This window comes from Kitasatospora cathayae, from assembly GCF_027627435.1.
GTDB classification, from domain to species: domain Bacteria; phylum Actinomycetota; class Actinomycetes; order Streptomycetales; family Streptomycetaceae; genus Kitasatospora; species Kitasatospora cathayae.
This window is the reverse complement of the sequence record NZ_CP115450.1, coordinates 7,582,429-7,607,486: the sequence shown is the minus strand read 5'-3', so window position 1 is coordinate 7,607,486 and position 25,058 is coordinate 7,582,429. Positions and strand designations below refer to the sequence as shown.

Below are 25,058 nucleotides of genomic sequence, written 5' to 3'. Positions count from 1 at the left end.
GGCGGGCCCGGCCCAGGACTAAGGAATTCCCGGCGCCGGGCGTGAGACCAAGGTGGGGTGCACCCAGCCGTCCCCGAGGAGTCCAATGAACGAGCGGAGCGAGCGATCGATGAACAGGGGCGCGTTTCGCGAAGCGACCGCCGAGCGCAGCGAGGTGAGCGCATGAGCACCCCGGCGCGCCCGATCCTGTTCGTCAGCCTTCCGGAGAGCGGACTGCTCAACCCGCTGCTGGTGCTGGCCGGTGAGTTGGCCCGTCGGGGCGTGCCGGACCTCTGGTTCGCCACCGACGAGCCCCGGCGCGCCGACGTGCTGGCTCTCGCCGACGAGTCGGCGGTGGAGTTCGCCTCGCTCGGCGAGGTCTTCTCCGAACTGTCCGCCGTCAGCTGGAGCGACGAGGTCTACCGCGAGGTGACCCAACCCAGCCGCTTCCGCGCCCACCGGGCCGTCATCCACCAGTCCTACCGGCCCGATCTGCAGGCCGAGAAATACCGCCGGCTCGCGGCCGTGGTGGACAAGTGCAATCCGGCCCTGATGGTCGTCGACTGCGTCAGCTCCTTCGCCGTCGACCTCGCCCTGACCCGGGGCATCCCGTTCGTACTCAGCGTACCGTTCCTGCCGAGCAACGTGCTCACCTCCCACAGCCCGTTCGGCAGCTCGTACACGCCCAAGGATTTCCCCGTGCCGCATTCCGGCCTGCCGTATCCGATGAGTTTCGGCCAGCGCCTGGCCAACCGGCTGTTCAAGCTCCGCACACTGGCCCTCTTCCTCAACCCGGCCATGGGGAAGGTGCTTTCCGAGGACGCCCGGCTGCGCAAGGAGCTCGGCCTGCCCAAGCCCAGCCCGATGACCCGGATCGACCGGGCCGAAATGGTGCTGTGCAATTCCGTGCGCGAGCTCGACTATCCCTTCGAGGTGCCGGAAAAGGTCAAGCTGGTCGGGGCGATGGTGCCGCCGCTGCCCGAGTCCGCACGGGCTGCGGACGACACCGGTGTCATGGACTGGCTCGACGCGCAGTCCTCCGTGGTGTACATGGGGTTCGGGACCATCACCCGGCTCACCCGGCCCCAGGTGGCCGCCCTCGTCGAGGTGGCCCGGCGGTTGGACGGGCGCCACCAGGTGCTGTGGCGGTTGCCGGCCGAGCAGCAGCACCTGCTGCCGTCGCCGGACCGACTGCCGGGCAACCTGCGGATCGAGAGCTGGCTGCCCTCCCAGTTGGACGTGCTGGCCCACCCCAAGGTCGGGGTGTTCTTCACCCACGGCGGCGGCAACGGCTTCCACGAGGGCGTGTACTTCGGCAAGCCGCTGGTCGTGCGCCCGCTGTGGGTGGACTGCTACGACCAGGCGGTTCGCGGCCGGGACTTCGGGATCAGCCTGACCCTGGACCGGCCGCAGGACATCGATCCGGCCGACGTCGTCGACAAGCTCACCCGCGTCCTCGGCGACACTTCGTTCCGCGAACGCGCCGAGCGCATCGGGGCCCTGCAGCGCGCCGCCGGCGGCCGCACCACTGCGGCCGACCTCCTGCTCGGCCTCCCCGCCATCGCCTGATCGCCCCGGCGACACCGACTTCGACCGACCCACCGAGCGAGGACCCCTTCATGCCCTTCACCATCCCCGTGTCCCGGCCCAGCCTCGACGGGCGCGAGTTGGAGTACGTCACGAGCACGATCGGCGACGGCTGGATCTCCTCCCAGGGCCCGTACGTCCGGCGCTTCGAGCGGGCCTTCGCCGACTACAACGGCTCGGCCCACGGCGTGGCCTGCTCCTCCGGCACCGCGGCGCTCACCCTCGCGCTGCGCGCCCTCGGCGTCGGCCCGGGCGACGAGGTGATCGTGCCCGAGTTCACGATGATCGCCACCGCGTGGGCGGTCACCTACACCGGGGCGACGCCGGTGTTCGTCGACTGCGCGGCCGACCTCAACATCGACGTCGCGCGGATCGAGGAGAGGATCACCCCGCACACGAAGGCGATCGTGCCCGTGCACGTCTACGGCCGGCGCTGCGACATGGCGGCCGTCATGGACATCGCCCACCAGTACAACCTGCGCGTCGTCGAGGACTCGGCCGAGGCCCACGGCATCCGCCCGACCGGTGACATCACGTGCTTCTCGCTGTTCGCCAACAAGATCATCACGGCCGGTGAGGGCGGCATCTGCCTCACCGACGACCCCCGCCTCGCCGCCCAGCTGGACCACCTGCGCGCCATGGCCTTCACCCCCGACCACAGCTTCGTCCACAAGAAGCTCGCCTACAACTTCCGCATGACGGCCATGCAGGCCGCCGTCGCGCTCGCCCAGACCGAGCGCCTCGACGCGATCCTCGCCACCCGGCGGGAGATCGAGCAGCGCTACGACCAGGGCCTCAAGGACGTCCCCGGGCTCACCCTCATGCCGCCGCGGGACGTGCTGTGGATGTACGACGTCCGGGCCGAGCGGCGCGCCGAGTTGCGTGACTTCCTCGCCGGCCAGGGGATCGAGACCCGACTGTTCTTCCAGCCGATGAGCCGTCAGCCGGGATACTTCGACCCCTCCTGGTCCGGCCTCAACGCGGCCCGCTTCGCGGCCGACGGCCTCTACCTGCCCACCTACACCGACCTGACCCCCACCGACCAGGACCGCGTGATCGGCGCGGTCCGCGCGTTCTACGGCGCGTCCTGAGCCGGCCCGCCGGAGGAGACCCGACACCATGACGCCCGAGACAGTGCCGCCCGACACCGTGCCATCCGGGACCGTGCCTCCCGGGGAGCCGACGGGCGCCGAGCCGCCGGTGGTCGACTTCCCGCTGCGCGTGCCCGGCGAGTCCTTCCCGCCGCCGCGCTACCAGGACTACCGGGAGCTGCCGGGCCTGGTGCTGTCCTACCTGCCGAACGGCCGCAAGGTCTGGCTGGTGACCCGGCACGAGGACGTGCGCTCGGTCCTCACCGACAAGAGGATCAGCTCCAACCCGGACCATCCCGGCTTCCCCAACGTCAGCGAGACACTGGGCGTGCCGCGCCAGGAACAGATCCCCGGCTGGTTCGTCGGCCTCGACTCGCCCGAGCACGACCGCTTCCGCCGGGCGCTCATCCCGGAGTTCACCGTCCGGCGGGTGCGGGAGCTGCGGCCCGCCGTCGAGCAGACCGTCGACCGGTGCATCGACGCGATGCTGGCGGCCGGCGACGAGGCGGATCTGGTGGCGGACTTCGCGCTGCCCGTCCCGTCGCTCGTCATCTCCTCCCTGCTCGGCGTTCCGCCGGTGGACCGGGACTTCTTCGAGTCCCGCACGCGCACCCTGGTCGCCATCCAGGCCTCCACCGACCGACAGCGCGACACCGCCTCGCGCGAACTGCTGCGCTACATCAACCGGCTGGTGGCGATCAAACAGAACTGGCCCGGCGACGACCTGATCAGCCGGCTGCTGGCGACCGGCGCGATCGAGCCGCACGAGATGTCCGGCGTGCTGATGCTGCTGCTCATCGCCGGGCACGAGACGACGGCCAACAACATCGCGCTCGGCGTGGTGACGCTGCTCCAGAACCCCGAGTGGATCGGTGACGACCGGGTGGTGGAGGAGACGCTGCGCTTCCACTCGGTGGCCGACCTGGTCTCGCTGCGGGTCGCGGTCGAGGACGTCGAGATCTCCGGGCAGCTGGTGCGGGCCGGCGAGGGGATCGTGCCGCTCGTGGCCGCCGCCAACCACGACGAGAAGGCCTTCTCCTGCCCGCACGCGTTCGACCCGGCCCGCACCGAGCGCCACCACGTCGCGTTCGGCTACGGCGTCCACCAGTGCCTGGGCCAGAACCTGGTGCGGATCGAGATGGAGATCGCCTACCGCCGGCTCTTCGAACGCATTCCCGGCCTGCGCCTCGCGGTGCCGGTCGAGGACCTGCCGCTCAAGTACGACGGCGTGCTGTGCGGACTGCACGCACTTCCGGTCCGCTGGTAGCACCCGCCCACCGATCCGCTTCAGGAGAACCGTTCATGCGCATCACCGTCGACACCGACCGCTGCGTCGGCGCGGGCCAGTGCGTGCTCAACGCCCCGGCCGTGTTCGATCAGGACGACGACGGCGTGGTCGAACTGCGGCAGCCCGCCGCGGCCGCCGAGGACCGCGACGCGGTAGACACCGCCGCCACGCTCTGCCCGTCCGGCGCCATCACCGTCCACCGGGACTGAATCCCGCCCCGCGAGGGGCCCGAGAGAGGACCGACCCCCATGACCAGTCCCGGCACGGCGAGCACCCTGTGGCTGCGCCGCTTCCACCCCGGTGAGGGCCGCACGGTACGCCTGGTGTGCTTCCCGCACGCCGGCGGATCCGCGAGCTTCTTCCTCCCCGTCTCCGCGGCCCTGTCCGCCGAGGCCGAGGTGATCGCCCTGCAGTACCCCGGCCGGCAGGACCGCCGACGGGAACCCTGCGTCGAGGACATCGCCAGCCTCGCCGACCGGATCACCGACGAACTGCTCACCCTGGACGACCGGCCCACCGTGTACTTCGGCCACAGCATGGGCGCCGTCCTCGCGTTCGAGACCGCGTGGCGGCTGGAACGGAAGGGCACCCACGCACCCGGTGCGATCATCGCCTCCGGCCGCCGGGCGCCGTCCACCACCCGCCTGGAGACGGTGCACCGACAGGACGACGACGGCGTCATCGCCGAGCTCAAGCTGCTCAACGGCACCAACGCCCAGCTGCTCGGCGACGAGGAGGTCCTGCGCATGGCGATGCCCGCGATCCGGGCCGACTACCGCGCCATCGAGCGCTACACGTGCGGGCCCGACCGCGTCCTCGGCTGCCCGGTCGTCGTCCTCACCGGCGACGCCGATCCGCGCACCACCGTCGCCGAGGCCCGCGCCTGGCAGGCCCACACCGACGGGGCGTTCCGCCTCCGGGTCCTGCCCGGCGGCCACTTCTTCCTCGCCGACCAGCAGACGGCGGTGCTCCGGGAGATCTCCGCCGAACTCGCCGAGCTCCGCTGACGGACCGCCGGCCCGGACAAGGACCCCCTGATGCGCACACTCCTGGTCGACAACTACGACTCCTTCACCTACAACCTCTTCCACTACCTCGCCGAGGCCAACGGCCGAGAGCCGGAGGTCATCAGCAACGACGACCCGGCCTTCCGGCCCGAGCTGCTCGACGCGTTCGACAACGTCGTGCTCTCCCCCGGCCCCGGGACCCCGCACAGGCCCGCCGACTTCGGCCACTGTGCCGGCATAGCCCGGGAGGGCCGGCTGCCCCTCCTCGGCGTCTGCCTCGGCCACCAGGGGCTGGCCCTCGCCCACGGCGCCGCCGTGGGCCGGGCGCCCGCGCCCCGGCACGGGCGCACCTCGGCCGTGCGGCACACCGGGACCGGGCTCTTCCACCACCTGCCGAACCCGCTGGAGGTGGTCCGCTACCACTCGCTGGCGGTCACCTCGCTCCCGCCCGCCCTGGAACCGATCGCCTGGGCCACCGACGACGGCGTGGTGATGGCCCTGCGCCACCGCGAACTCCCCCTGTGGGGGGTGCAGTTCCATCCCGAGTCGATCGGCACCGAGGCCGGCCTGCGGCTGCTGTCGAACTTTCGCGACCTCACCGAGCAGCACAGGCGCCGGCGTCGCGGCACCGCGCCCGGCCCACGCCCCCGCCCCCGCACCCGCACCCGCACCGCACCCCAGGCCGCGCGGCGGCCGACCACCCGGCGCCTCGCCGTCCTGACCCGCCGGGTCGAGACCTGCTGGGAGGCCGAGACCGTCTTCGAGCACGTGTTCCGCGACGGCGGTCATCCCTTCTGGCTCGACAGCAGCCTGCCCGGCGGCCGCCTCGGGCAGGTCTCGGTGATGGGCAACGCCGCCGGGCCGCTCGCCCGCATCGCCACCGCCGACGTCCAGCGCGGCACCGTCACGGTGACCGCCGGCGGCACCACCCAGGTCGTCGAGGGCGAGTTCCTGACCTGGCTCGACGACGACCTGCGCACGCTCGACGTCGACCTGCCCGAGCTGCCGTTCGATTTCGCGCTCGGCTGGGTCGGCTGCCTCGGCTATGAACTCAAGGCCGAGTGCGGCGGCGAGCGCGCCCACCGCTCGCCCGACCCGGACGCCGTCATGGTCTTCGCCGACCGAGCCGTCGTCGTCGACCACCACACCGGCACCACCCACCTGCTCGCCCTCGCCGAGGACGGCCGGGACGCCTCCGCCCGCGCCTGGCTGGACGACACCGCCGCCCTGCTCACCGGCCCCGCCCCGCACACCGACCCGCCCGCCCACACCCCGCCCGGCGCCGACGCCCGGCTGCGGCTGCGGCACCCGCGCGAGGCGTACCTCGAGCTCATCGGCGTCTGCCAGGACGAGATCACGGCCGGCGAGACCTACGAGGTCTGCCTCACCAACATGATCGACGCACCCGCCGACCTCGACCCGTGGCAGGCCTACCGCGCGCTGCGGCGGATCAGCCCCGCCCCGTTCGCCGCCTTCCTCTCCTTCGGTGACCTCGCCGTGCTCAGCTCCTCCCCGGAGCGCTTCCTGCGGATCGGCCCGGACGGCCTCATGGAGTCCAAGCCCATCAAGGGCACCCGACCGCGCGGCGCCACCGGCGAGGAGGACGCCCTGCTCGCCGCCGACCTCGCCGCCAGTGAGAAGGACCGGGCCGAGAACCTGATGGTCGTCGACCTCGTCCGGCACGACCTCGGGCGCTGCGCCCGGACCGGCTCCGTCGTCGCCGAACCCCTGTTCGACGTCGAGACGTACGCCACCGTGCACCAGCTCGTCAGCACCGTGCGGGCCCGGCTGCGCCCCGAGTGCAGCGCCGTCGACGGCGTCCGGTCGGCGTTCCCCGGCGGCTCGATGACGGGCACGCCCAAGCTGCGCACGATGCAGATCATCGACCGGCTGGAGAACGGGCCGCGCGGCATCTACTCCGGGGCGATCGGCTACTTCTCGCTCAGCGGCGCGGCCGACCTGAGCATCGTGATCCGCACCGCCGTGCTCAGCGGCGGACGGTTGCGCTACGGGGTCGGCGGGGCGATCATCGCGCTGTCCGACGCCGAGGGCGAGTTCGACGAGACGGTGGTCAAGGCCCGCCCGCTGCTCGCGCTGCTCGACGCCGAGCTCCCGCTGGAGAGCCCGGCAGCCGCCACGCGTCGGCGCCGTCCGTCCGGCTCGTTCCCGGCCGCCGTCCCGAGCTGAGGGTCCGCTTTCCGGATCTTCCGGGCGCGCCAGGCCGGGCGCCTGGCGCCGCGCTTCGGCCCGGCGCCCGGAGCCGCGCGCCGGTCCGACGAGCTTCGGCGAGGAAGGCCCGGAGCACGACGCCCCGGAGGGCGCGGTCCCTCCCGAAACCCAGGCTGAGAACGGCCGGTGCGGCCGGCCAGCGACCCCGTCAGGAGCGAAGGTGTCCGTCCACAGCGATGACTACGCGATCGATCCGGCTGCCGGCGGGGCACTCGGCGGCCACACGCTGCCCGCCGTGTTCGCGGCCGCGGTCCGCCGGGCGCCCGACGCCGTCGCCCTGGTCGACGGTGACCGGGAGGTGACCTGGCGCCAGTGGGCGGACGACGCCGCCGCCCTGGCCCGGGTCCTCCAGGAGCTCGGCGTCGCGCCCGGGGACGTCGTCGCCGTCCAGCTCCCCAACTGCCGGGAGTACCAGACGGCACACGTCGCCGTCGCCGCCGCGGGCGCCGTCCTGCTGCCCGTCCACGCCGGGCACGGCGCCGCGGACGTACGCGCACTGCTGGCCCGGGTGGACCCGGTCGCCGTGCTCCTCCCGGCGGAGGCGGCGGCCACGGCGGCCGAGCTCCTGATGACCGTGCCGTCCCTCCGGGCGGTACTGGTCGCCGGGGACGAGGCACCGACCGCGGGGGGCGTGCACGCGCTGGAGCGCCTCATCGCCGAGTGGGCGGGTCACGCCCCGCACCCCGTGGACGTCCGGCCCGAGGACCCGCTGGTCCTCGTCCCGTCCTCCGGCACCACCTCGGCCCGGCCCAAGATCTGCCTGCACAGCCACGACGGGCTGCTCTCCAACACGGCGTCCGTCGCCGACGAGGGCGGTCCGGCCTTCGCGGAGGCGATCCTGACGGCCTGCCCGCTCACCCACCTGTTCGGCCTGCAGTCGCTGCACACCGCCCTGTTCCGGGCCTGCCGCCAGGTGCTCCTGGACGGCTGGGACCCGGAGCGCTTCCTCGCCCTCGCCCGCGCCACCGCCCCGAGCGCCGTCTTCGCCGTCCCGGCCCAACTCCACGACGTGGTCGCCGCGCTGGCCCGGAGCGGGCAGCCGGCCGGCTTCCGGCCATGCGAGGTGCGCACCGCCGGGGCGGCGATCCCCGCCGCCCTGGCGGCCGACGTCCGGGCGGTGCTCGGCGGCGAACTCGTCGTCGTCTGGGGCATGTCCGAACTGGGCACCGGCACCCGGACCTCCACCACCGATCCGGCCGGCGCCGCCGTGCGCAGCGTGGGCCGACCGACCAGCGGGGCCCGCGTGCGGGTCGTCGGCGAGGACGGGCGCGAACTGCCGCCGGGCGAGCCGGGCGACCTCCAGTACCGCAGTCCGAGCATGTTCCGCGGCTACTACCGCGAGCCCGACCTCACCGCCGCGGCCGTCACGCCGGACGGCTGGCTGCGGACGGGCGACCGGGCGAGCCTCGGGGCGGACGGCCTGCTGCGCTTCCACGGGCGCGCGGCCGAGCTGATCAACGTGGGCGGGCGGAAGTTCGACGCGACGGAGGTCCAGGAGCTGCTGGCGGCGATGCCGGGCATCGGCCCGCTCGCCGTCGTCGGACGGGCGGACGCCCGGCTCGGCGAGATCCCGTGCCTGGTGCTGACCCGCGCCGCGGACCCGGCGATCGGCCTGCGGGCGGTGACCGCCTTCCTGCGGGAGCGCGAGGTCGCCGAGTACAAGGTGCCGCTGGAGCTGGTGACCGTCGACGACCTCCCGCGCACCCCGGCCGGGAAGCTGCACCGGCGGTCGCTGGAGGAGCTGGTGGCCGGGACAGCGGTCGTTCAGGCTTCCCACGCCATGGACTACCGCGACGCGCTGGACCTCGTGCGCTCGTGCGCGGCCGAGGTCATGGAACGCGGCCCGGCGGACGAGCCGATCGGCGTCGGCACGGCGTTCCGCGCGTACGGGCTGGACTCGGTGCGCACCATCCGGCTGCGCAACCTGCTGGCGGAGGCGACCGGCCGTGCGCTGCCGGTGAGCCTCGGCTTCGACCACCCGACTCCCGCGGCCGTCGCGGCATTGTTGTCGGGCGCGGTGTCGGACCGGGAGGAGGACCCACACGACGCCTCCTCCGACGAACCGATCGCCATCGTCGGCATGGCCTGCCGACTGCCGGGCGGCGTCTCCTCCCCCGACGACCTCTGGGCGCTCGTCGCCGACGGCACCCACACCGACTCCGCGTTCCCCGCCGACCGCGGCTGGGACCTCGACGGCCTCTTCGACGACGATCCCGAGCACCCCGGCACCTCCTACGTCCGCCGGGGCGGGTTCCTGGACGGCGCGGGCCGGTTCGACGCCGCCTTCTTCGGCTTCTCCCCGCGCGAGGCCCTGGCCGCCGACCCTCAGCAGCGGCTGCTCCTGGAGACCGCCTGGGAGGCGCTGGAACACGCCGGGATCGACCCGACCGGGCTGCGCGGCAGCCGCACCGGCGTCTTCACCGGGGCGATGTACCACGACTACGGCGTCGGCGCCCCGGCGGAGTTGGAGGGCCTGCTCGGGATCGGCACCGCTGGCAGCGCGCTGGCCGGGCGGATCTCGTACTGCTTCGGCCTTGAGGGCCCGGCGCTCGCCGTCGACACCGCGTGCTCCTCCTCGCTCGTCGCCCTGCACCTCGCGTGCCGCTCGCTGCGCTCGGGCGAGTCCTCGCTCGCGCTGGCCGGCGGCGTCGCGGTGATGGCCACGCCGACGTCGTTCGTCGAGTTCTCCCGGTTGCGCGGCCTCGCGGCCGACGGTCGCTGCAAGTCCTTCTCGGACGACGCCGACGGCGCGGCGTGGGCGGAGGGCGCCGGCCTGCTCGTGCTGGAGCGGCTGAGCGACGCGCGGCGCAACGGGCACCCGGTGCTCGCCCTCGTCCGCGGCTCGGCCGTCAACCAGGACGGCGCCTCGAACGGCATCACCGCGCCCAACGGCCCCGCCCAGCAGCGCGTCATCCGTCGCGCCCTCGCCGACGCGGGGCTCGCGCCCGGCGACATCGACGCCGTCGAGGCGCACGGCACCGGAACCTCGCTCGGCGACCCGATCGAGGCGCAGGCGCTCCTCGCCGTCCACGGCGGCGCGCGCCCGGCGGACCGGCCGCTGTGGCTCGGGTCCGTCAAGTCGAACATCGGGCACGCCCAGGCGGCCGCCGGGGTGGCCGGGGTGATCAAGACGGTGCAGGCGATGCGGCACGGCGTGCTGCCGCGGACCCTGCACGTCACCCGGCCGACCGGTCGGGTCGACTGGTCCTCGGGCGCCGTGCGGCTGCTGACGCAGGCGCAGCCGTGGCCCCGGGAGGACGGGCGGGTGCGGCGGGCCGGGGTGTCGTCGTTCGGGATCAGCGGGACGAACGCGCACGTGGTGCTGGAGGAGGCGCCGGTGGCGGCAGCACGCCCGGCGGCGCCGTGCGCCGCTGACCGTCCGGTGCCGCTGCTGCTGTCCGCCCGCAGTGAGCCGGCCCTGCGGGCCCAGGCCGGGCGGCTGGCCGAGCACCTCGCCGCCCACCCCTCGTACGCCCTGCCTGACGTCGCCGTCGCGCTCGCCGGCACCCGGGCCGTCCACGGCCACCGCGCCGTGCTGGCCGGTGCCGAACGCAGCGAACTCGTCGACGCGCTAAGGCACTTCGCCGCCGGGGAACCGTCGCCGGTCGCCCCGGTGACCGGGCGGCGTGACGGCGGCGGGCGGCTCGCCTTCGTCTTCGCCGGGCAGGGCAGCCAGCGCCCCGGCATGGGGCGCGAACTCGCCGCCGCCTTCCCCGAGTTCACAGCGGCCCTGGACGAGGTGTGCGGCTTCCTGGACCCGCTGCTGGAGCGGCCGCTGCGTTCCGTGCTGTGGGAGGACTCGGCAGACCTCGTCGATCGAACGGAGTTCGCCCAGCCCGCACTGTTCGCCCACGAGGTCGCCCTCCACCGGCTGTTGGAGTCCTGGGGCGTGCGCCCCGACCTGCTGGCCGGGCACTCGGTCGGCGAGATCGCCGCCGCGCACGTCGCCGGGGTGCTGTCCCTGCCGGACGCGTGCACCCTGATCGCCGCCCGGGGCCGACTCATGCAGGCCCTCCCGGCCGGTGGCGCGATGCTCGCAGTCCGGGCATCGGAGGACGAAGTCCTCCCGCTGCTGGGCGAGTTCGTCTCACTGGCGGCCGTCAACGGCCCCTCGTCCGTCGTCGTCTCGGGCACCGAGGAGGCGGTGGCGGCGGTCGGGACCCACTTCGCCGACCGGCGGACGGCCCGGCTGCGCGTCTCGCACGCCTTCCACTCGCCGCTGCTGGAGCCGATGCTGGCGGAATTCCGTGACGTGCTGGAGGGGTTGTCCTTCGCCGCACCCGCTGTTGCGCTGATCTCCGGCGTCACCGGCCGACCGCTGACCGCCGAGGAGGCCCGCGATCCCGGCCACTGGGTGCGGCAGGCCCGGGAGCCGGTCCGCTTCCGGGACGCCGTCTCGCGGTTGGGGGCCGAGCACGTCGACGCCTACCTCGAACTCGGTCCCGCCGCCGCGCTCGCCCCCATGCTCGGCGAGTGCCTGGCCGACGCGGACGCCGGCGCGCCGGCCGCCGTCACCGCGACCGGCTCTGCCGACCAGGCGGACGAGACGCGCGCCCTGCTCGCCGCAGTCGGACGTCTCCACCTGCACGGCGTACCGGTGGACTGGGACGCCGTCCTGCCGGGCGCCCGGCCCGTGCCGCTGCCGACGTACGCGTTCCAGCGGCAGACGTACTGGCTCGCGCCCGCCGCGCCGACACCGCCGACCACGGCCGTTGTCGCCGCCGCACCGCCGCTCGACGGCCGGCTCGCCACGGCGAGCCCCGAGGAACGCGACGCCCTGCTCCTCAAGCTCGTCCTCGCCGAGACCGCCGCCGTGCTCGGGCTCGGCCCCGACGACCTCGAGGCCGCCCACGCGTTCTCCGAACTCGGCGTCAACTCCGTCAACGCGATCGAGCTGCGCGAACGCATCGCCACCGCCACCGGCACGCCCGTCCCGGCAACACTCGTCTTCGACCACCCCTCGCCGGTCTCCGTCGTCCGCGCCATCGGTGCCCTCCGAGACCGGCCCGCCCCGGGCGCCGCTCCCGAACCCACCGCCGCCGACCTGGTCGACCGCCTCGCCGCGCTGCTCGCCGCCGGCACCGTACTCGACCCGGCCACCGCCACCCGGCTGCGCGACCTCGCCCGGCGCTGCGCCGCAACCGCCGGCCCGGCCCGCCCGGCTCCCGGGCCCGACCTCGACGAGGCCACCGACGAGGAACTCTTCCGCCTGATGGACGCCGTGGACTGACGCCGTGGAGCCACTCCGGGACCTACTCCGTGGACTGGCTCCGTCGACTGCCCCCGTGCTCCGAAAGCCCCGCGCGCCCTGCCGATTACCCTACGGAGACCCGACCATGCCCGCCCGCACCGCACCGCCCCCGCCCACCGCGGCCGCCGACGACCTCGTGATCGAGGCGGTCGACGTCGGCATGACCTTCGGCGACGTCCGCGCGCTCGACTCGGTCAGCCTCGCCGTCCCGCGCGGCAGCGTCCTCGCCCTGCTCGGCCACAACGGCGCCGGCAAGACCACCCTCGTCGGCGTCCTCACCACCGCCCTCGCGCCCACCACCGGCCGGGCCAGCGTGGCCGGGTTCGACGTCCGCCGCCGCCCCGCCGAGGTCCGCCGCCGGATCGGCCTCACCGGCCAGTACGCCACCGTTGACGGACGGCTCAGCGGCCGCGACAACCTCCTCCTGCTCGCCGGCCTGCTGGGCGCCGGGCGCCGCGCCGCCCGCACCCGCGCCGACGAACTCCTCGACCTCTTCGACCTCGGGCACGTCGCCGACCGGCCGGCCCGCGGCTACTCCGGCGGCCTGCGCCGGCGCCTCGACCTGGCCGCGAGCCTGGTCGGCCGGCCCGAGGTGGTGTTCCTCGACGAACCCACCACCGGGCTCGACCCGGTGAGCCGGCTCGGTCTCTGGGAGATCGTCGAGGGCCTCGTCGCCGAGGGCACCACCGTGCTGCTCACCACCCAGTACCTCGACGAGGCGGACCGGCTCGCCGATGCCATCACCGTGCTCTCCGGCGGCAGCGTCGTCGCCCACGGCACTCCGGCCGAGCTCAAGTCCCGAGTGGGCAGGCGCACCGTCACCGTCGTCCTCGACGGGCCCGGCGGGAGCGAGACCGGGAACGACCTCGAGCACGCCGCCGACGCGCTGCGCCGTGCCGGGCTCGCCCCGGTCGCCGGGCGCGAGGGCGCCGCACTGGTCGTCCCGATCGAGGCCACCCGCGACATCGCCGCCGTCGTCCGGGCGCTGGACGGGGTCGGGGTCGAGGCCGCCGAGCTCACGTTCGGCGAACCCGGCCTGGACGACGTCTACCTCGCCCTGGCCCACCGCTCCGACAACCTCGACAGCCCGGAAGGACCCCAGCGGTGACCACCACGCTCGACACCGGCCGACCGCCCCGCGCCACGACGGCCACCGCGCCCGCCTGGCGCGGCAGTTCACGGCTCACCCAGATCCGCATCCTCACCGGCCGGTCGCTGCGCGCGCTCGTGACCGATCCGGCGGTGCTGCTCTTCGGCCTGCTCCAGCCCGTCATCACGCTCGTGGTGCTCTCCCAGGTCTTCAGCCGGATGGGACTTCCACCGCACTTCCCGCCGGACGTCACCTACCTGGACTTCGTCCTGCCCGCCGTTCTCGTCGACAACGCCGTGCAGTCCGCCGTCCAGTCCGGCGTCGGCCTCGTCGAGGACCTCCAGAACGGCATCGTCGCCCGCCTGCGCTGCCTGCCCGTCGCCCCGAGCTCCCTGCTCGTCGCCCGCAGCCTCACCACGCTGGTACGCGCCGCCGTCCAGGCCGTGATCATCCTGGCGCTCGGCATGCTCGTCCTCGGCTACCACCCGCGCGGCGGCGCCGGCGCGGTCGCCGCCTCGATCGGGCTGACGCTGTTCATGAGCTGGGCCCTCGGCTGGCTGTTCATCGCGGCGGCCGCCTGGCTGCGCCGAGCCGAGCCGATCCAGAACCTGGCGGTCATCGCCGTCCTCCCCCTGATGTTCGCCTCCAGCGCCTACGTCCCGACCGCCGACCTCCCCGACTGGCTGGCCGCCGTCGCCCACGTCAACCCCCTGACGTACGCCATCGACTCGACCCGAGCCCTCGCCCTGGGCCTCCCGGGCACGGGAACGGCCGTGCCGGCCCTGCTGCTCGGCGCGGCCGTCGCGGCCACCGGCGCGTGGCTGGCGGCCACGGGCTTCCGCAGGCCGATCGCTCCGCGCTGAGCTCCGCGGCCGGTGCGGTGCGCAGGACGTCGGGATGGCCGACTTCCTGCGCACCGCACCTGTCCTGTCCTCACAACGTGGTTGCGGCGGCCGCTTCCCGCAGGGCGAAGGCCGCGCGTCGGACGACCGGGTACGCGCGGCGTTCCTCGGCGACATCACCGAGGAGGAGTACGCGGCTGCGGTCTCCGTGCTCCAGCGCATCACCGACAACCTCGCCCAGGAGCCCTCGTAACGGCACTGGGGCCCAGCGCCGAGCGCCGGACCGGGCGGCGGCGCGCGCCGTCCTCACAGCCGACCGGCACCCGGCGGTCGGCGTCCTCAGGTGGTCGTGCGGACGGCCGACGAGTACAGGGGCCAGCCGTCCTGGTCGGGACGGCACACCACCCCCGCGAAACGCCCGGACTCCCGCAGCAGCGCCGGCACCGTCGCTCCGTGCAGGTGGCCGTGCTCGACCACCAGGGCGCCACCCGGTCGCAGCATCCCGGCCGCCACCTCCACCACCTGGCGCACGACCCGCAGGCCGTCGGCGCCGCCGAAGACGGCCTGGCGGGGCTGGTAGCGGCCGAACTCGTCCGGCACGTCGGCCGCGTCCGGCATGAAGGGCGGGTTCGCGAGCACCAGGTCGACCTCGGCGGTCAGCTCGGTGAGGGTACCCGCCCGGGCCGCCGGGCCCTCGTGGACGGTCATCGCAGTGTCCCCCAGGGCGGCGCGGCGAGCCGCGTTGCGGCGGGCGAAGTCCGCGGCGATCGGGTCGAACTCGACCGCGTGCACCCGGGCGTCCGGCCGGGCGTGCGCAAGGGCCAGGCCGATCGCGCCCGAGCCGGCGCACAGGTCGACCACCGTCGGCGCCTGCGTCTCCACGAGGGCCTCCAGACCGGCCGCCAGCACGAGCTCGCTGTGCACCCGCGGCACGAACACGCCCGGCCCGACGAGGAGGTCGAGCCCACCGAACACGGCGCGCCCGGTCAGGTGGCCGAGCGGCACGCCGTCGACTCTCCTGCCGACGAGGTCCCGCAAGCGCCGCACCGCTCTCGCGTCGAGCTCCTGCCGCGGATCCAGCCCGCTCGGCTCCACACCGAGCACGCGCGCGGCCAGTTCCTCCACCTCCCGCCGTGCGCCGGCCTGCACGGCGCTCTCGAGTATCAGCACGGCCTCGTCGATCAGGTCCCCGAGCATCGTCGTCCCCATCCGTAGCCTCCCCGGCCCCACGGCGCGGCGCCAACCGCCCACGCCACCGCCAACTGTGCGGCCGCGGCGGCTAGTCAAGAGACCAGAACCTCTGTCCGGAAGGACGGTCGGACGTTCCGGTGGTTCGTCGTCGACGGATCGGACCTGCTGTCAGACGCGCAGCGGGCCGATCACCTCGAACCCGTGGCGGCCGGCCGCGTCCAGGGCCTCGCCGTGTTCGTCGCAACGACGCCGTCGACGGTCGGCCCCGCGGACGGTGACGGTGAGCACCTGGGCATACAAGCGCGCAGCGTCGCGGGACGGGCGGATCAGTCGGACAGCCCCAGCTCGTTGTCCAGGAGGTCGAACATCTCGTCGTCCGACGCCGACGCGAAGTCGAAGGCCTCGGCCTCGGAGCCGGCGGCCCTGGAGGCGAGCCACTTGGTGCGCAGGACCTCCAGGCGGGCGGCGACCTGGGCGAACAGGTCGTCGTCCGAGACGCTTACCTCCGCCGTGCCGAACGCCCGCTCCAGCCGGTCGAGTTCGGCCAGCAGCGCGGCCGGGCCCTCCGTCGGCGCGGGCTGGAGGCCCAGGCGGTCGAAGAGGTGGTCGGCCAGTTCCGCCACCGTCGGGTGGTCGAAGACCAGGGTGGCCGGTAGCCGCAGGGCCACCAGCGCGCCCAGCCGGTTGCGCAGTTCGACCGCCGTGAGGGAGTCGAGGCCGAGGTCCTGGAAGGCCCGCTGCGGGTCCACCCCGGAGGCGTTGGTGTGGCCGAGGACCGCGGCGACCTGGCGGCGGACCGCCTCCAGCAGCGCCTCGCGCCGTTCGGCGCCCGGCAGCTCGGACAGCCGGCGCACGAACGCGGCGCCGCCGGCCGCCCCGCCGTCCGCGCCCGCGGCCGAGCCGCGCCGGACCGGCACGCGCACCAGGCCTCGCAGGAGCGGCGGGACTTCGCCGCGCCGGGCCAGGGCGGCCGGGTCGAGGCGCAGCGGCAGGACGGCGGGTGCCGTGCCGGCCGTGGTCGCGTCGAACAGGGCGAGGCCCAGTTCCGGCGTCAGCGGCGGCATTCCGGCTCGGGCCAGTCGTTCGGCCTCGGCCTCGGTGAGCGTGCCGGTCATGCCGCCGGTGCCGGTCCACGGGCCCCATGCCAGGGAGACGGCCGGGAGGCCGAGCGAGCGGCGGTGGACCGCCAGGGCGTCCAGGAAGGCGTTGGCCGCCGCGTAGTTGCCCTGGCCGGGGTTGCCGAGCGTGCCGGCCGCCGAGGAGAACAGGACGAAGGCCTCGACGCGTTCCGCTGCCCGGTGGAGGTTCCACGCCGCGTCCGCCTTCGGCCGCAGGACGGCACCGATGCGCTCGGGCGTGAGCGAGCCGATCGTCCCGTCGTCCAGGACGCCCGCGGTGTGCACCACCGCGCGGACGTCGTAGCGGGCGAACAGCCCGGTGACGGCGGCCTCGTCGGCGACGTCGCAGGCTTCGACGGCCGTCTCGGCGCCGAGGTCGGCCAGTTCGGCGACCAGCTCGGCCACGCCGTCGGCGGCGGCGCCGCTGCGGCTGACCAGCAGCAGGCTGCGCACGCCGTGCTCGGCGGCGAGGTGCCGGGCCACCAGCCGGCCCAGGCCGCCGGTACCGCCGGTGATCAGCACTGCGCCCTCGGTGGGCCAGCTCGGAGCCTCGGCCGCGAGCTCCTCGCGCACGAGCCGGGCGGCGAACAACTCGTCGTCCCGCAGCAGCAGTTGCGGCTCGTCGACGGTGACCGCGGCGGTCCGGAGCTCCGTCCCGGCGGTGGCCAGGTCGAGCAGCCCGAACCGGCCGGGCTCCTCCGAGGCCGCCGAGCGGACGAGGCCCCAGGCCGCCGCACCGGCGAGGTCGTCGCCGGACACCGCGCCCCGCGTGAGGAACACCAGCCGCGAGGCCGCGAACGCGTCCTCCGCGAGCCACGCCTGGACCAGCTCCAGGACGGAGGTCACCGTGGCGTGCACCGAATCGACTCCACCGGCGGGGAGTTCGGCCACCACCACCGGCGGCACGTCGGACGTCGCGGCGAGCGAGGCCAGCGCTTGCGCGGTCGGCTCGACGGCGACGAACGCCGCGTCCGCGTCGGCGGGCGCCTGCACCGGCACCCAGTCGAGGCGGAACAGCGCGTCGTGGCCCGCCGGGCGGGCGGCCGCGCCGAGCTGCTCGGCGGCGATCGGCCGGACGCTGAGCGAGCCCACCGAGGCGACCGGCCGGCCCTCCGGGTCGGCCGCGGCGAGCGCCAGCCCGCCGGACGCCGACGGCGCCAGCCGGATCCGTAGGGCGGACGCGCCGGAGGCGTGCAGCGCGACGTCCTCCCACGCGAACGGCACCCCGGCGCCGCCCTCGCCGGCACCGCTCTCCTCAACGCTGCCGCCCACGGCGAGCGTGTGCAGACAGGCGTCGAACAGGGCCGGGTGCAGACCGTAGGCGCCGCCCTCGACGCCCTCGGGCAGGGCGACGTCGGCGAAGAGCTCGTCCCCACGCCGCCAGACCGCGCGGAGGCCCCGGAACGCCGGGCCGTACCCGAACCCGGCCTCCGCCAGGCCGTCGTAGAGGCCGGTCAGGTCGACCTGCTCGGCGTCGGCCGGCGGCCACGCCGAGGCGTCGAAGGCCGTCGGCGCCGCGCCGGTGCCGAGCACGCCGCTGGCGTGCAGCGTCCACGGGTGCAGGCCGCCCGCGCCGGTCCGGGAGTGCACGCTCACGGGCCGGCGGCCCGCGTCGTCCGGCGTGCCGACGGCGACCTGGAGCTGGACGGTGCCCGTCCCCGGGAGGACCAGCGGCGCGGCCAGCGTCAGCTCCTCGACGACGTCGCAACCGACCTCGTCTCCCGCGCGCACCGCCAGTTCGACCAGCGCCGTACCCGGCACCACGACCGAGCCCAGGACGACGTGATCCGCCGCCCACGGGTGGGATCGCGCCGACAGGCGGCCGGTGAACAGGAGGCCACCACTGTCGGCCAGCTCCAGCGAGCCGGTGAGCAGCGGGTGTTCGGCGTTCCTGAGCCCGGCGGACTCGGCGCCGCGGCCGGCGGGCAGGCCGCTCGGCCAGTAGTCCCGGTGCTCGAACGGGTAGGTCGGCAGTGCGGCGAGGTGCCGGCCGGCGCCGGCGAGCAGGGCCCGCCAGTCGACCTTCGCGCCGTGGACGTGGAGGCCCGCGAGGGCCTGGAGGAGGCTCGCCTCCTCGGGGCGGTCCTTGCGGAGCGCCGGGGTGGCCACGGTGTCGGCGTCCTCGGGCAGCACGCTCGCGGTGAGGGCGGCGAGGACGGTGTCGGGGCCGAGTTCGAGGTAGCGGCGGACGCCGGCCTCGTGGAGGGTGCGGACGCCGTCGGCGAAGCGGACGGCCTCGCGGACGTGGCGCACCCAGTAGTCGGGGGTCGTGAAGTCCCCGTCCAGGGCACCGGTCAGGTTGGAGACCAACGGGATCGACGGCGCGTGGTACGTCAGCCCGTCAAGAACCGAACGGAAGTCCGCCAGCATCGGGTCCATCAACGGCGAGTGGAAGGCATGGGACACCCGCAGCCGCGTCGTCCGGCGGCCGGCGAAGTGCGCCTCGATCACCGAGACCGCGTCCTCCGCTCCCGAGACCACGACGGACGTCGGACCGTTGACCGCCGCTATCGAGACGAACTCGCCCAGCAGCGGCAGGACTTCGTCCTCCGTCGCCTGCACGGCCAGCATCGCACCACCCACAGGAAGCGCCTGCATCAGCCGGCCACGGGCGCCCACCAGTGCGCAGGCGTCCGCCAGCGAGAACACCCCGGCGACGTACGCAGCCGCGACCTCGCCGATCGAGTGCCCCGCCACGAACTCCGCCCGCACGCCCAGCGACTCGACGAGGCGGTACAGCGCCACCTCCACCGCGAACAACCCGGCCTGGGCGTACGCGGTCCGGTTCAGCAGCTCCGCGTCCGAACCCCACACCACCTCGCGCAAGGCCGGATCCAGCTCCGCGCACACCTCGTCGAAGGCCCGGGCGAACACCGGGAACCGGGCGTACAACTCCCGCCCCATCCCGAGCCGTTGCGAGCCCTGACCGGAGAACAGGAACGCCGTCCTGCCGTCGGCCGCCACCCCTCGGGCCAGCTCCACGCCGTCCACGAGCACCGTGCGGTGCGGCAGCGCCGTCCGCCCGGCCAGGGTGAACGCCACGTCTGCGGACGGCAGTTCACCGGCGTCCGTGAGCCGGGCGAGCTGCGCGTCCAGCGCCGCCTCCGACTTGGCGGACACCACCCAGGGCACCAGACCGGGTGCGGCCTCGTTCTCCGCCTCCGCCGACTCGGGCAGCTCCAGGATGACGTGGGCGTTGGTGCCGCTGATCCCGAAGGACGACACACCCGCGCGACGCGGGTGGCCGGTGGCCGGCCAGTCCGTGCGCTCGGTGAGCAGTTCGACGGCGCCGGCCGTCCAGTCGACGTGGGTGGAGGGCTGGTCGATGTGCAGGGACTGCGGCAGCACGCCGTGCTGCATCGCCAGCACCATCTTGATCACGCCCGCGACGCCGGCCGCCGCCTGCGCGTGCCCGATGTTCGACTTGATCGAGCCCAACAGCAGCGGCAGTTCACGGTCCTGGCCATAGGTCGCGAGCAGCGCCTGGGCCTCGATCGGGTCACCGAGCGTCGTGCCCGTGCCGTGCGCCTCCACCGCGTCGACCTCGGCGGCCGACAACCCGGCACTCGCCAGCGCCTGACGGATCACCCGCTGCTGCGAAGGCCCGTTCGGCGCGGTCAGCCCGTTCGACGCGCCGTCCTGGTTCACCGCGCTCCCCCGCAGAACCGCGAGGACGGTGTGCCCGTTGCGGCGGGCGTCCGACAGGCGCTCCAGCACCACCACGCCGACGCCCTCGCCCCAGCCCACGCCGTCCGCCGCCTCGGCGAAGGCCTTGCTGCGGCCGTCGGCGGCGAGGCCGCGCTGGCGCGAGAACTCGACGAACGTCCCCGGGGTGGACATCACCGTCACGCCACCGGCCAGGGCCAGCGTGCACTCCCCGCCACGCAGCGCCTGCGCCGCCAGGTGCATCGCGACGAGGGACGACGAGCAGGCCGTGTCGACCGTGACCGCCGGGCCTTCGAGGCCGAGGGTGTAGGACACCCGGCCGGACGCCACGCTGCCGGCGCTGCCGCTGCCCTGGTGGCCTTCGAACTCACCGCCGCCGAGCAGATTCGCGTAGTCGGCGTACATGACGCCCGCGAAGACTCCGGTCCGGCTGCCGCGCAGCGACACGGGGTCGATGCCGGCCCGCTCAAAGGCCTCCCAGGAGGTTTCCAGCAGCAGGCGCTGCTGCGCATCCGTCGCCAGCGCCTCGCGCGGGCTCATCCCGAAGAACGCCGCGTCGAACGCCGCCGCCTCCCGCAGGAAGCCGCCCGTGCGGGTGTAGGACGTGCCGTTGTGGTCCGGGTCCGGGTCGTAGAGGGTCTCGACGTCCCAGCCGCGGTCGGCCGGGAACTCCGAGACCGCGTCCAGCCCGTCGGCCACCAGCCGCCACAGGTCCTCCGGCGACGCCACGCCGCCGGGATAGCGGCAGGCCATCCCGACCAGCACGATCGGGTCGTCGGACGGGAGGGGCAGGGGCGCCGGCGCTTGGTCCGTCGTCTCGGTGGCGCCGAACAGGCCCTCCAGCAGGAAGCCGGCGAGCGCGTGGGCGGTCGGGTAGTCGAAGACGACGGTGGCGGGCAGCCGGAGCCCGGTGACGGTCCGCAGCCGGTTGCGCAGCTCGACCGCCGTCAGCGAGTCGAAGCCGAGGTCCTGGAACGCCTTCGACGGGTCCACCGTCGAGCGGCCCTCGTGGCCGAGCACGAGCGCGATCTGGTCGCGCACCAGGTCCAGGACGGCCGCCCGCCGCTCCTCGCCACCCAGGCCCGACAGCCGGCGGGTCAGGTCGATCGCGGCGGGGGCGGCGACCGCCCGGCGCGCCGGGGTCCGGACCAGGCCGCGCAGCAGGGCGGGGACGCCGCCCCGGTCCCGCAGGGTGGGCAGGTCGAGCCGGACGGGCAGGACGGCCGGCGCGGCGCCGGTGGCGACCGCGTCGAACAGCGCCAGCCCGTGCTCCGGGTCGAGCGGCGGCACGCCGGCGCGGGTCATCCGCTCGCGCTCGGCGGCGGTGAGCGTGCCGGTCATACCGGCCACGTCCGACCACGGGCCCCAGGCGAGGGAGACGGCGGGCAGGCCGAGCGAGCGGCGGTGGACGGCCAGCGCGTCCAGGTAGGCGTTGCCCGCCGCGTAGGCGGCCTGGCCCGCGCTGCCGAACGTACCGGCCATCGACGAGAACAGGACGAACGCATCGACGGTGCAGGCGGCCTCGTGGAGGTTCCACGCCGCGTCCGCCTTCGGACGCAGGACGCCGGAGACCCGCGAGGGGGTGAGCGAGCCGATCACTCCGTCGTCGAGCACGCCGGCCGTGTGGACGACCGCACGGATCTCGTGACGCGAGAACAGCTCGGCCACCGCGGCCGCGTCAGCCACGTCGCACGCCTCGACCTTCGCTCCTACGCCCAGCTCCGCCAGCAGCTCCCCGACGCCCTCGGCCTGAGCACCGCGACGGCTCACCAGCAGCAGGTCGCGCACACCGTGCTCGGCCACCAGGTGCCGGGCCACGAGCTTGCCCAGGCCGCCCGTGCCGCCGGTGATCAGAACCGTGCCCTCGGCCGGCCACGCCACCGCTTCCGTCGCTGCCTCCGTACGGGCCAGGCGCGCCGCGAGGATCTCTCCGTCGCGAACGAGCAGCTCCGGCTCGTCCAGGCCCAGGGCCTCGGACGGCAGTTCCTCCGACCCCGCCAGATCCACCAGGCCGAACCGGCCCGGCTCCTCAGTGATCGCCGAACGGAGAAGACCCCGCAGGGCTGCCCCGGACAGGTCCTCACCCGCCACCACGCCACGCGTCACGAACACCAGACGAGACGCGGCGAAGCGCTCCTCCGCCAGCCAGTCCTGCACGAGCCCGAGCGCCTGCGCCGTCCGCGCGTGCACCTCGTCGACGGCCGTCTCGATCACGACCACCGGCGGCACGTCTTCCGGCACCTCCGCCAGCGACCCGACCGCCACGAACTCCGGTGCGTCCGAGGCCTTCACCGGCACCCAGTCCACCCGGAACAGCGAGTCCCGGCCCACCTTCGGCCCGGCCGCGAGCTGCCCTGCGGCAATCGGACGCACCGTCAGCGCGCCGACCGACGCCACCGGCCTGCCGTCGGCGTCCGCCACGGCGAGCGCCAGGGCGCCCGAGGCCGAGCGCGTCAGGCGCACCCGCACCGACGACGCGCCGGAGGCGTGCAGCGCGACGTTCTCCCAGGCGAACGGCACTCCGCCGCCCTCTCCGGTCCCGGCCAGCGCAAAACCGTGCAGGCAGGCGTCGAACAGCGCGGGGTGCAGGCCGAAGCCCTCGCCCTCCATACCTTCCGGCAGGGCGACCTCCGCGAAGACCTCCTCCCCGCGCCGCCACGCAGCCCGGAGGCCCTGGAACGCCGGGCCGTACCCGAACCCGGCCTCCGCCAGGCCCTCGTACAGCCCGGCCGCGTCGACCGCCGCGGCACCGGCCGGCGGCCACGCCGCGGCGTCGAACTCCGCCGGCGCCGCGCCCGTCCCCAGCACACCGCTCGCGTGCAGGGTCCAGACCGGCTCCGGGCCGGTGTCCGCCGTGGAGTGGATGCCGACCGCGCGGCGCCCGGCCTCGTCCGGCTCGGCCAGGCGCACCTGGATCCGGACGGCGCCGTCCTCGGGCAGGACCAGCGGCGCGGCCATGGTCAGCTCCTCGACCAGGTCGCAGCCGACCTCGTCGCAGGCGCGCACGGCCAGTTCCACCAGCGCCGTGCCCGGCACCAGGACCGAACCCATGACGACATGGTCCGCCAGCCACCCGTGCGAGCGCGCCGACAGCCTGCCGGTGAACACCAACCCCGCGGTGCCCGCCAGTTCGAGCGAGCCGGTGAGCAGCGGGTGGTCGGCGTTGCGGAGCCCGGCGGACTCGGCCGTCGGGAAGGGCGCCGAGGCGTCCGTCCAGAAGCGGCGGTGCTGGAAGGCGTACGTCGGCAGGTCGATCCTGCGGGCGCCGGTGCCGACGAACAGGGGGGCCCAGTCGACCGTGGCGCCGTGGACGTGGAGGCGGGCGAGGGCGTCGACGAAGGTCCGCTCCTCGGCGCGGCCGCGGCGCAGCGCCGGGACGGCTTCGACCTCGCCGTCGGGCAGGGCGCCGGCTGTGAGGGCGATGAGGACGGCGTCGGGGCCGAGTTCGAGGTAGCGGCGGACGCCGGCCTCGTGGAGGGTGCGGACGCCGTCGGCGAAGCGGACGGCCTCGCGGACGTGGCGCACCCAGTAGTCGGGGGTCGTGAAGTCCCCGTCCAGGGCACCGGTCAGGTTGGAGACCAGCGGGATCGACGGGGCGTTGTAGGTGAGCCCGCTGAGGACCTCGCGGAAGTCTTCCAGCATCGGGTCCATCAGCGGCGAGTGGAAGGCGTGCGAGACGCGCAGGCGGTTCGACTTGCGGTCGGCGTAGTGGGCCTCGATGGCGGCGACGGCCTCCTCCGTCCCCGAGACGACGACCGAGCGCGGGCCGTTGACCGCCGCGATCGACACGAAGTCGCCCAGCAGCGGCAGGACTTCGTCCTCCGTCGCCTGCACGGCCAGCATCGCACCACCCACAGGAAGCGCCTGCATCAGCCGGCCGCGGGCGCTCACCAGCGCACACGCATCGGCGAGCGAGAACACCCCGGCCACGTACGCCGCGGCCACCTCACCGATCGAATGCCCGGCCACGAACTCCGCCCGCACACCCAACGATTCGACCAGCCGGTACAGCGCGACCTCGACGGCGAACAGCGCCGCCTGGGCGTACTCCGTCCGGTTCAGCAGCTCCGCATCCGCACCCCACACCACCTCGCGCAAGGCCGGATCCAGCTCCGCGCACACCTCCTCGAAGGCCCGGGCGAACACCGGGAACCGGGCGTACAACTCCCGCCCCATCCCGAGCCGTTGCGAGCCCTGACCCGAGAAGAGGAACGCCGTCCGCCCGCTGCTGGCGACGCCGGTCGGCGCCTCGCCGTCCGCCACCGCCCGCAGGCCGGCCAGGAGTTGCTCGCTCCCGTCGCCGACCACGGCCGCGCGGTGTTCGAGCGCCGCGCGGGTCGTCGCCAGCGAGTACGCGATGTCCACCGGCCGGGCCTCGTCGGCGACGGCGAGCAGGCGCCCCGCCTGTGCCCGCAGGGCCTCCGGGGTCGCGGCGGACAGCAGCCATGGCACGACTCCCGGTTCGACCTCCGGCTCCTCCGGGGACGGGACCGCTGCCGGGGCCTCCTCGATGATCACGTGGGCGTTGGTGCCGCTGATGCCGAAGGACGAGACGCCGGCGCGGCGCGGCCGGTCGCCCGGGGCCCACGGCCGGGGCTCGGTCAGGAGCCGGACGGCCCCCTCCGACCAGTCCACGTTCGCACTCGGCTCGTCCACGTGCAGCGTCGGCGGCAGCTCGCCGTTGTGCAGCGCGAGCACCATCTTGATCACGCCGGCCAC

13 protein-coding genes (1 of these 13 running past the window's edge) are annotated in these 25,058 nt (G+C 74.7%); 10 read left to right on the top strand and 3 right to left on the bottom strand.

What is annotated here, in order from left to right:
• Window positions 1-162: 162 nt before the first annotated feature.
• The 10 genes from O1G21_RS34000 (at window position 163) to O1G21_RS33955 (ending at window position 14,617) form a co-directional block, all read left to right on the top strand.
• Window positions 163-1,548, top strand: a complete 1,386-nt coding sequence (locus O1G21_RS34000) for a glycosyltransferase (RefSeq protein ID WP_270149123.1) — start codon at window positions 163-165, stop codon at window positions 1,546-1,548.
• A gap of 50 nt (window positions 1,549-1,598) precedes the next feature.
• On the top strand, window positions 1,599-2,657 hold the full coding sequence (locus O1G21_RS33995; protein ID WP_270149121.1) for a DegT/DnrJ/EryC1/StrS family aminotransferase: 1,059 nt from the start codon (window positions 1,599-1,601) through the stop codon (window positions 2,655-2,657).
• Window positions 2,658-2,685: 28 nt separating this feature from the next.
• Window positions 2,686-3,924 carry a cytochrome P450 gene (locus tag O1G21_RS33990; RefSeq protein ID WP_270149119.1) on the top strand — a complete coding sequence of 413 codons (1,239 nt, stop codon included), beginning with the start codon at window positions 2,686-2,688 and terminating at the stop codon, window positions 3,922-3,924.
• Between the two features lie 35 nt (window positions 3,925-3,959).
• Window positions 3,960-4,154 (top strand): ferredoxin, encoded by a 195-nt coding sequence (locus tag O1G21_RS33985; RefSeq protein WP_270149117.1) that lies wholly within the window; start codon window positions 3,960-3,962, stop codon window positions 4,152-4,154.
• Window positions 4,155-4,193: 39 nt separating this feature from the next.
• Window positions 4,194-4,952: a thioesterase II family protein gene (locus tag O1G21_RS33980; protein ID WP_270149115.1), complete on the top strand. Its 759-nt coding sequence runs from the start codon at window positions 4,194-4,196 to the stop codon at window positions 4,950-4,952.
• A 30-nt stretch (window positions 4,953-4,982) separates the two neighbouring features.
• Entirely contained in the window at window positions 4,983-7,139 is a 2,157-nt protein-coding gene (gene pabB, locus O1G21_RS33975; protein ID WP_270149114.1) for an aminodeoxychorismate synthase component I, read from the top strand.
• A gap of 202 nt (window positions 7,140-7,341) precedes the next feature.
• Window positions 7,342-12,411 carry a type I polyketide synthase gene (locus O1G21_RS33970; RefSeq protein ID WP_270149113.1) on the top strand — a complete coding sequence of 1,690 codons (5,070 nt, stop codon included), beginning with the start codon at window positions 7,342-7,344 and terminating at the stop codon, window positions 12,409-12,411.
• A 106-nt stretch (window positions 12,412-12,517) separates the two neighbouring features.
• Window positions 12,518-13,540 (top strand): ATP-binding cassette domain-containing protein, encoded by a 1,023-nt coding sequence (locus O1G21_RS33965; RefSeq protein WP_270149112.1) that lies wholly within the window; start codon window positions 12,518-12,520, stop codon window positions 13,538-13,540.
• The gene (locus O1G21_RS33960) at window positions 13,537-14,385 is read left to right on the top strand and encodes an ABC transporter permease (RefSeq protein ID WP_270149110.1); all 849 of its coding nucleotides are present in this window, start codon (window positions 13,537-13,539) and stop codon (window positions 14,383-14,385) included. The genes O1G21_RS33965 and O1G21_RS33960 overlap by 4 nt, the downstream gene beginning before the upstream one ends.
• Window positions 14,386-14,419: 34 nt before the next feature.
• On the top strand, window positions 14,420-14,617 hold the full coding sequence (locus O1G21_RS33955; protein ID WP_270149108.1) for a hypothetical protein: 198 nt from the start codon (window positions 14,420-14,422) through the stop codon (window positions 14,615-14,617).
• A gap of 86 nt (window positions 14,618-14,703) precedes the next feature.
• Here the strand turns inward: O1G21_RS33955 and O1G21_RS33950 are convergent, their stop codons facing one another.
• The 3 genes from O1G21_RS33950 to O1G21_RS33940 all read right to left on the bottom strand — a co-directional run.
• A complete protein-coding gene (locus O1G21_RS33950; protein ID WP_270149106.1) occupies window positions 14,704-15,573 on the bottom strand; it encodes a N5-glutamine methyltransferase family protein in 870 nt (289 codons plus the stop codon).
• Between the two features lie 150 nt (window positions 15,574-15,723).
• Complete coding sequence (locus O1G21_RS33945) at window positions 15,724-15,855, bottom strand: hypothetical protein (protein ID WP_270149104.1); 132 nt, start codon at window positions 15,853-15,855, stop codon at window positions 15,724-15,726.
• Window positions 15,856-15,881: 26 nt separating this feature from the next.
• On the bottom strand, window positions 15,882-25,058 hold the final stretch of the coding sequence (locus O1G21_RS33940) for a type I polyketide synthase (RefSeq protein ID WP_270149102.1). It continues 21,225 nt past the right edge of the window; the window shows 9,177 of its 30,402 coding nt (coding positions 21,226-30,402); the start codon falls outside the window, past its right edge; its stop codon occupies window positions 15,882-15,884.

Bases quoted from the DNA above. Each gene is read 5' to 3' on its own strand.
- O1G21_RS34000 (WP_270149123.1), top strand. From the start codon at position 163: ATGAGCACCCCGGCGCGCCCGATCCTGTTCGTCAGCCTTCCGGAGAGC.
- O1G21_RS33995 (WP_270149121.1), top strand. From the start codon at position 1,599: ATGCCCTTCACCATCCCCGTGTCCCGGCCCAGCCTCGACGGGCGCGAG.
- O1G21_RS33990 (WP_270149119.1), top strand. From the start codon at position 2,686: ATGACGCCCGAGACAGTGCCGCCCGACACCGTGCCATCCGGGACCGTG.
- O1G21_RS33985 (WP_270149117.1), top strand. From the start codon at position 3,960: ATGCGCATCACCGTCGACACCGACCGCTGCGTCGGCGCGGGCCAGTGC.
- O1G21_RS33980 (WP_270149115.1), top strand. From the start codon at position 4,194: ATGACCAGTCCCGGCACGGCGAGCACCCTGTGGCTGCGCCGCTTCCAC.
- pabB (WP_270149114.1), top strand. From the start codon at position 4,983: ATGCGCACACTCCTGGTCGACAACTACGACTCCTTCACCTACAACCTC.
- O1G21_RS33965 (WP_270149112.1), top strand. From the start codon at position 12,518: ATGCCCGCCCGCACCGCACCGCCCCCGCCCACCGCGGCCGCCGACGAC.
- O1G21_RS33955 (WP_270149108.1), top strand. From the start codon at position 14,420: ATGGCCGACTTCCTGCGCACCGCACCTGTCCTGTCCTCACAACGTGGT.
- O1G21_RS33950 (WP_270149106.1), bottom strand. From the start codon at position 15,573: ATGGGGACGACGATGCTCGGGGACCTGATCGACGAGGCCGTGCTGATA.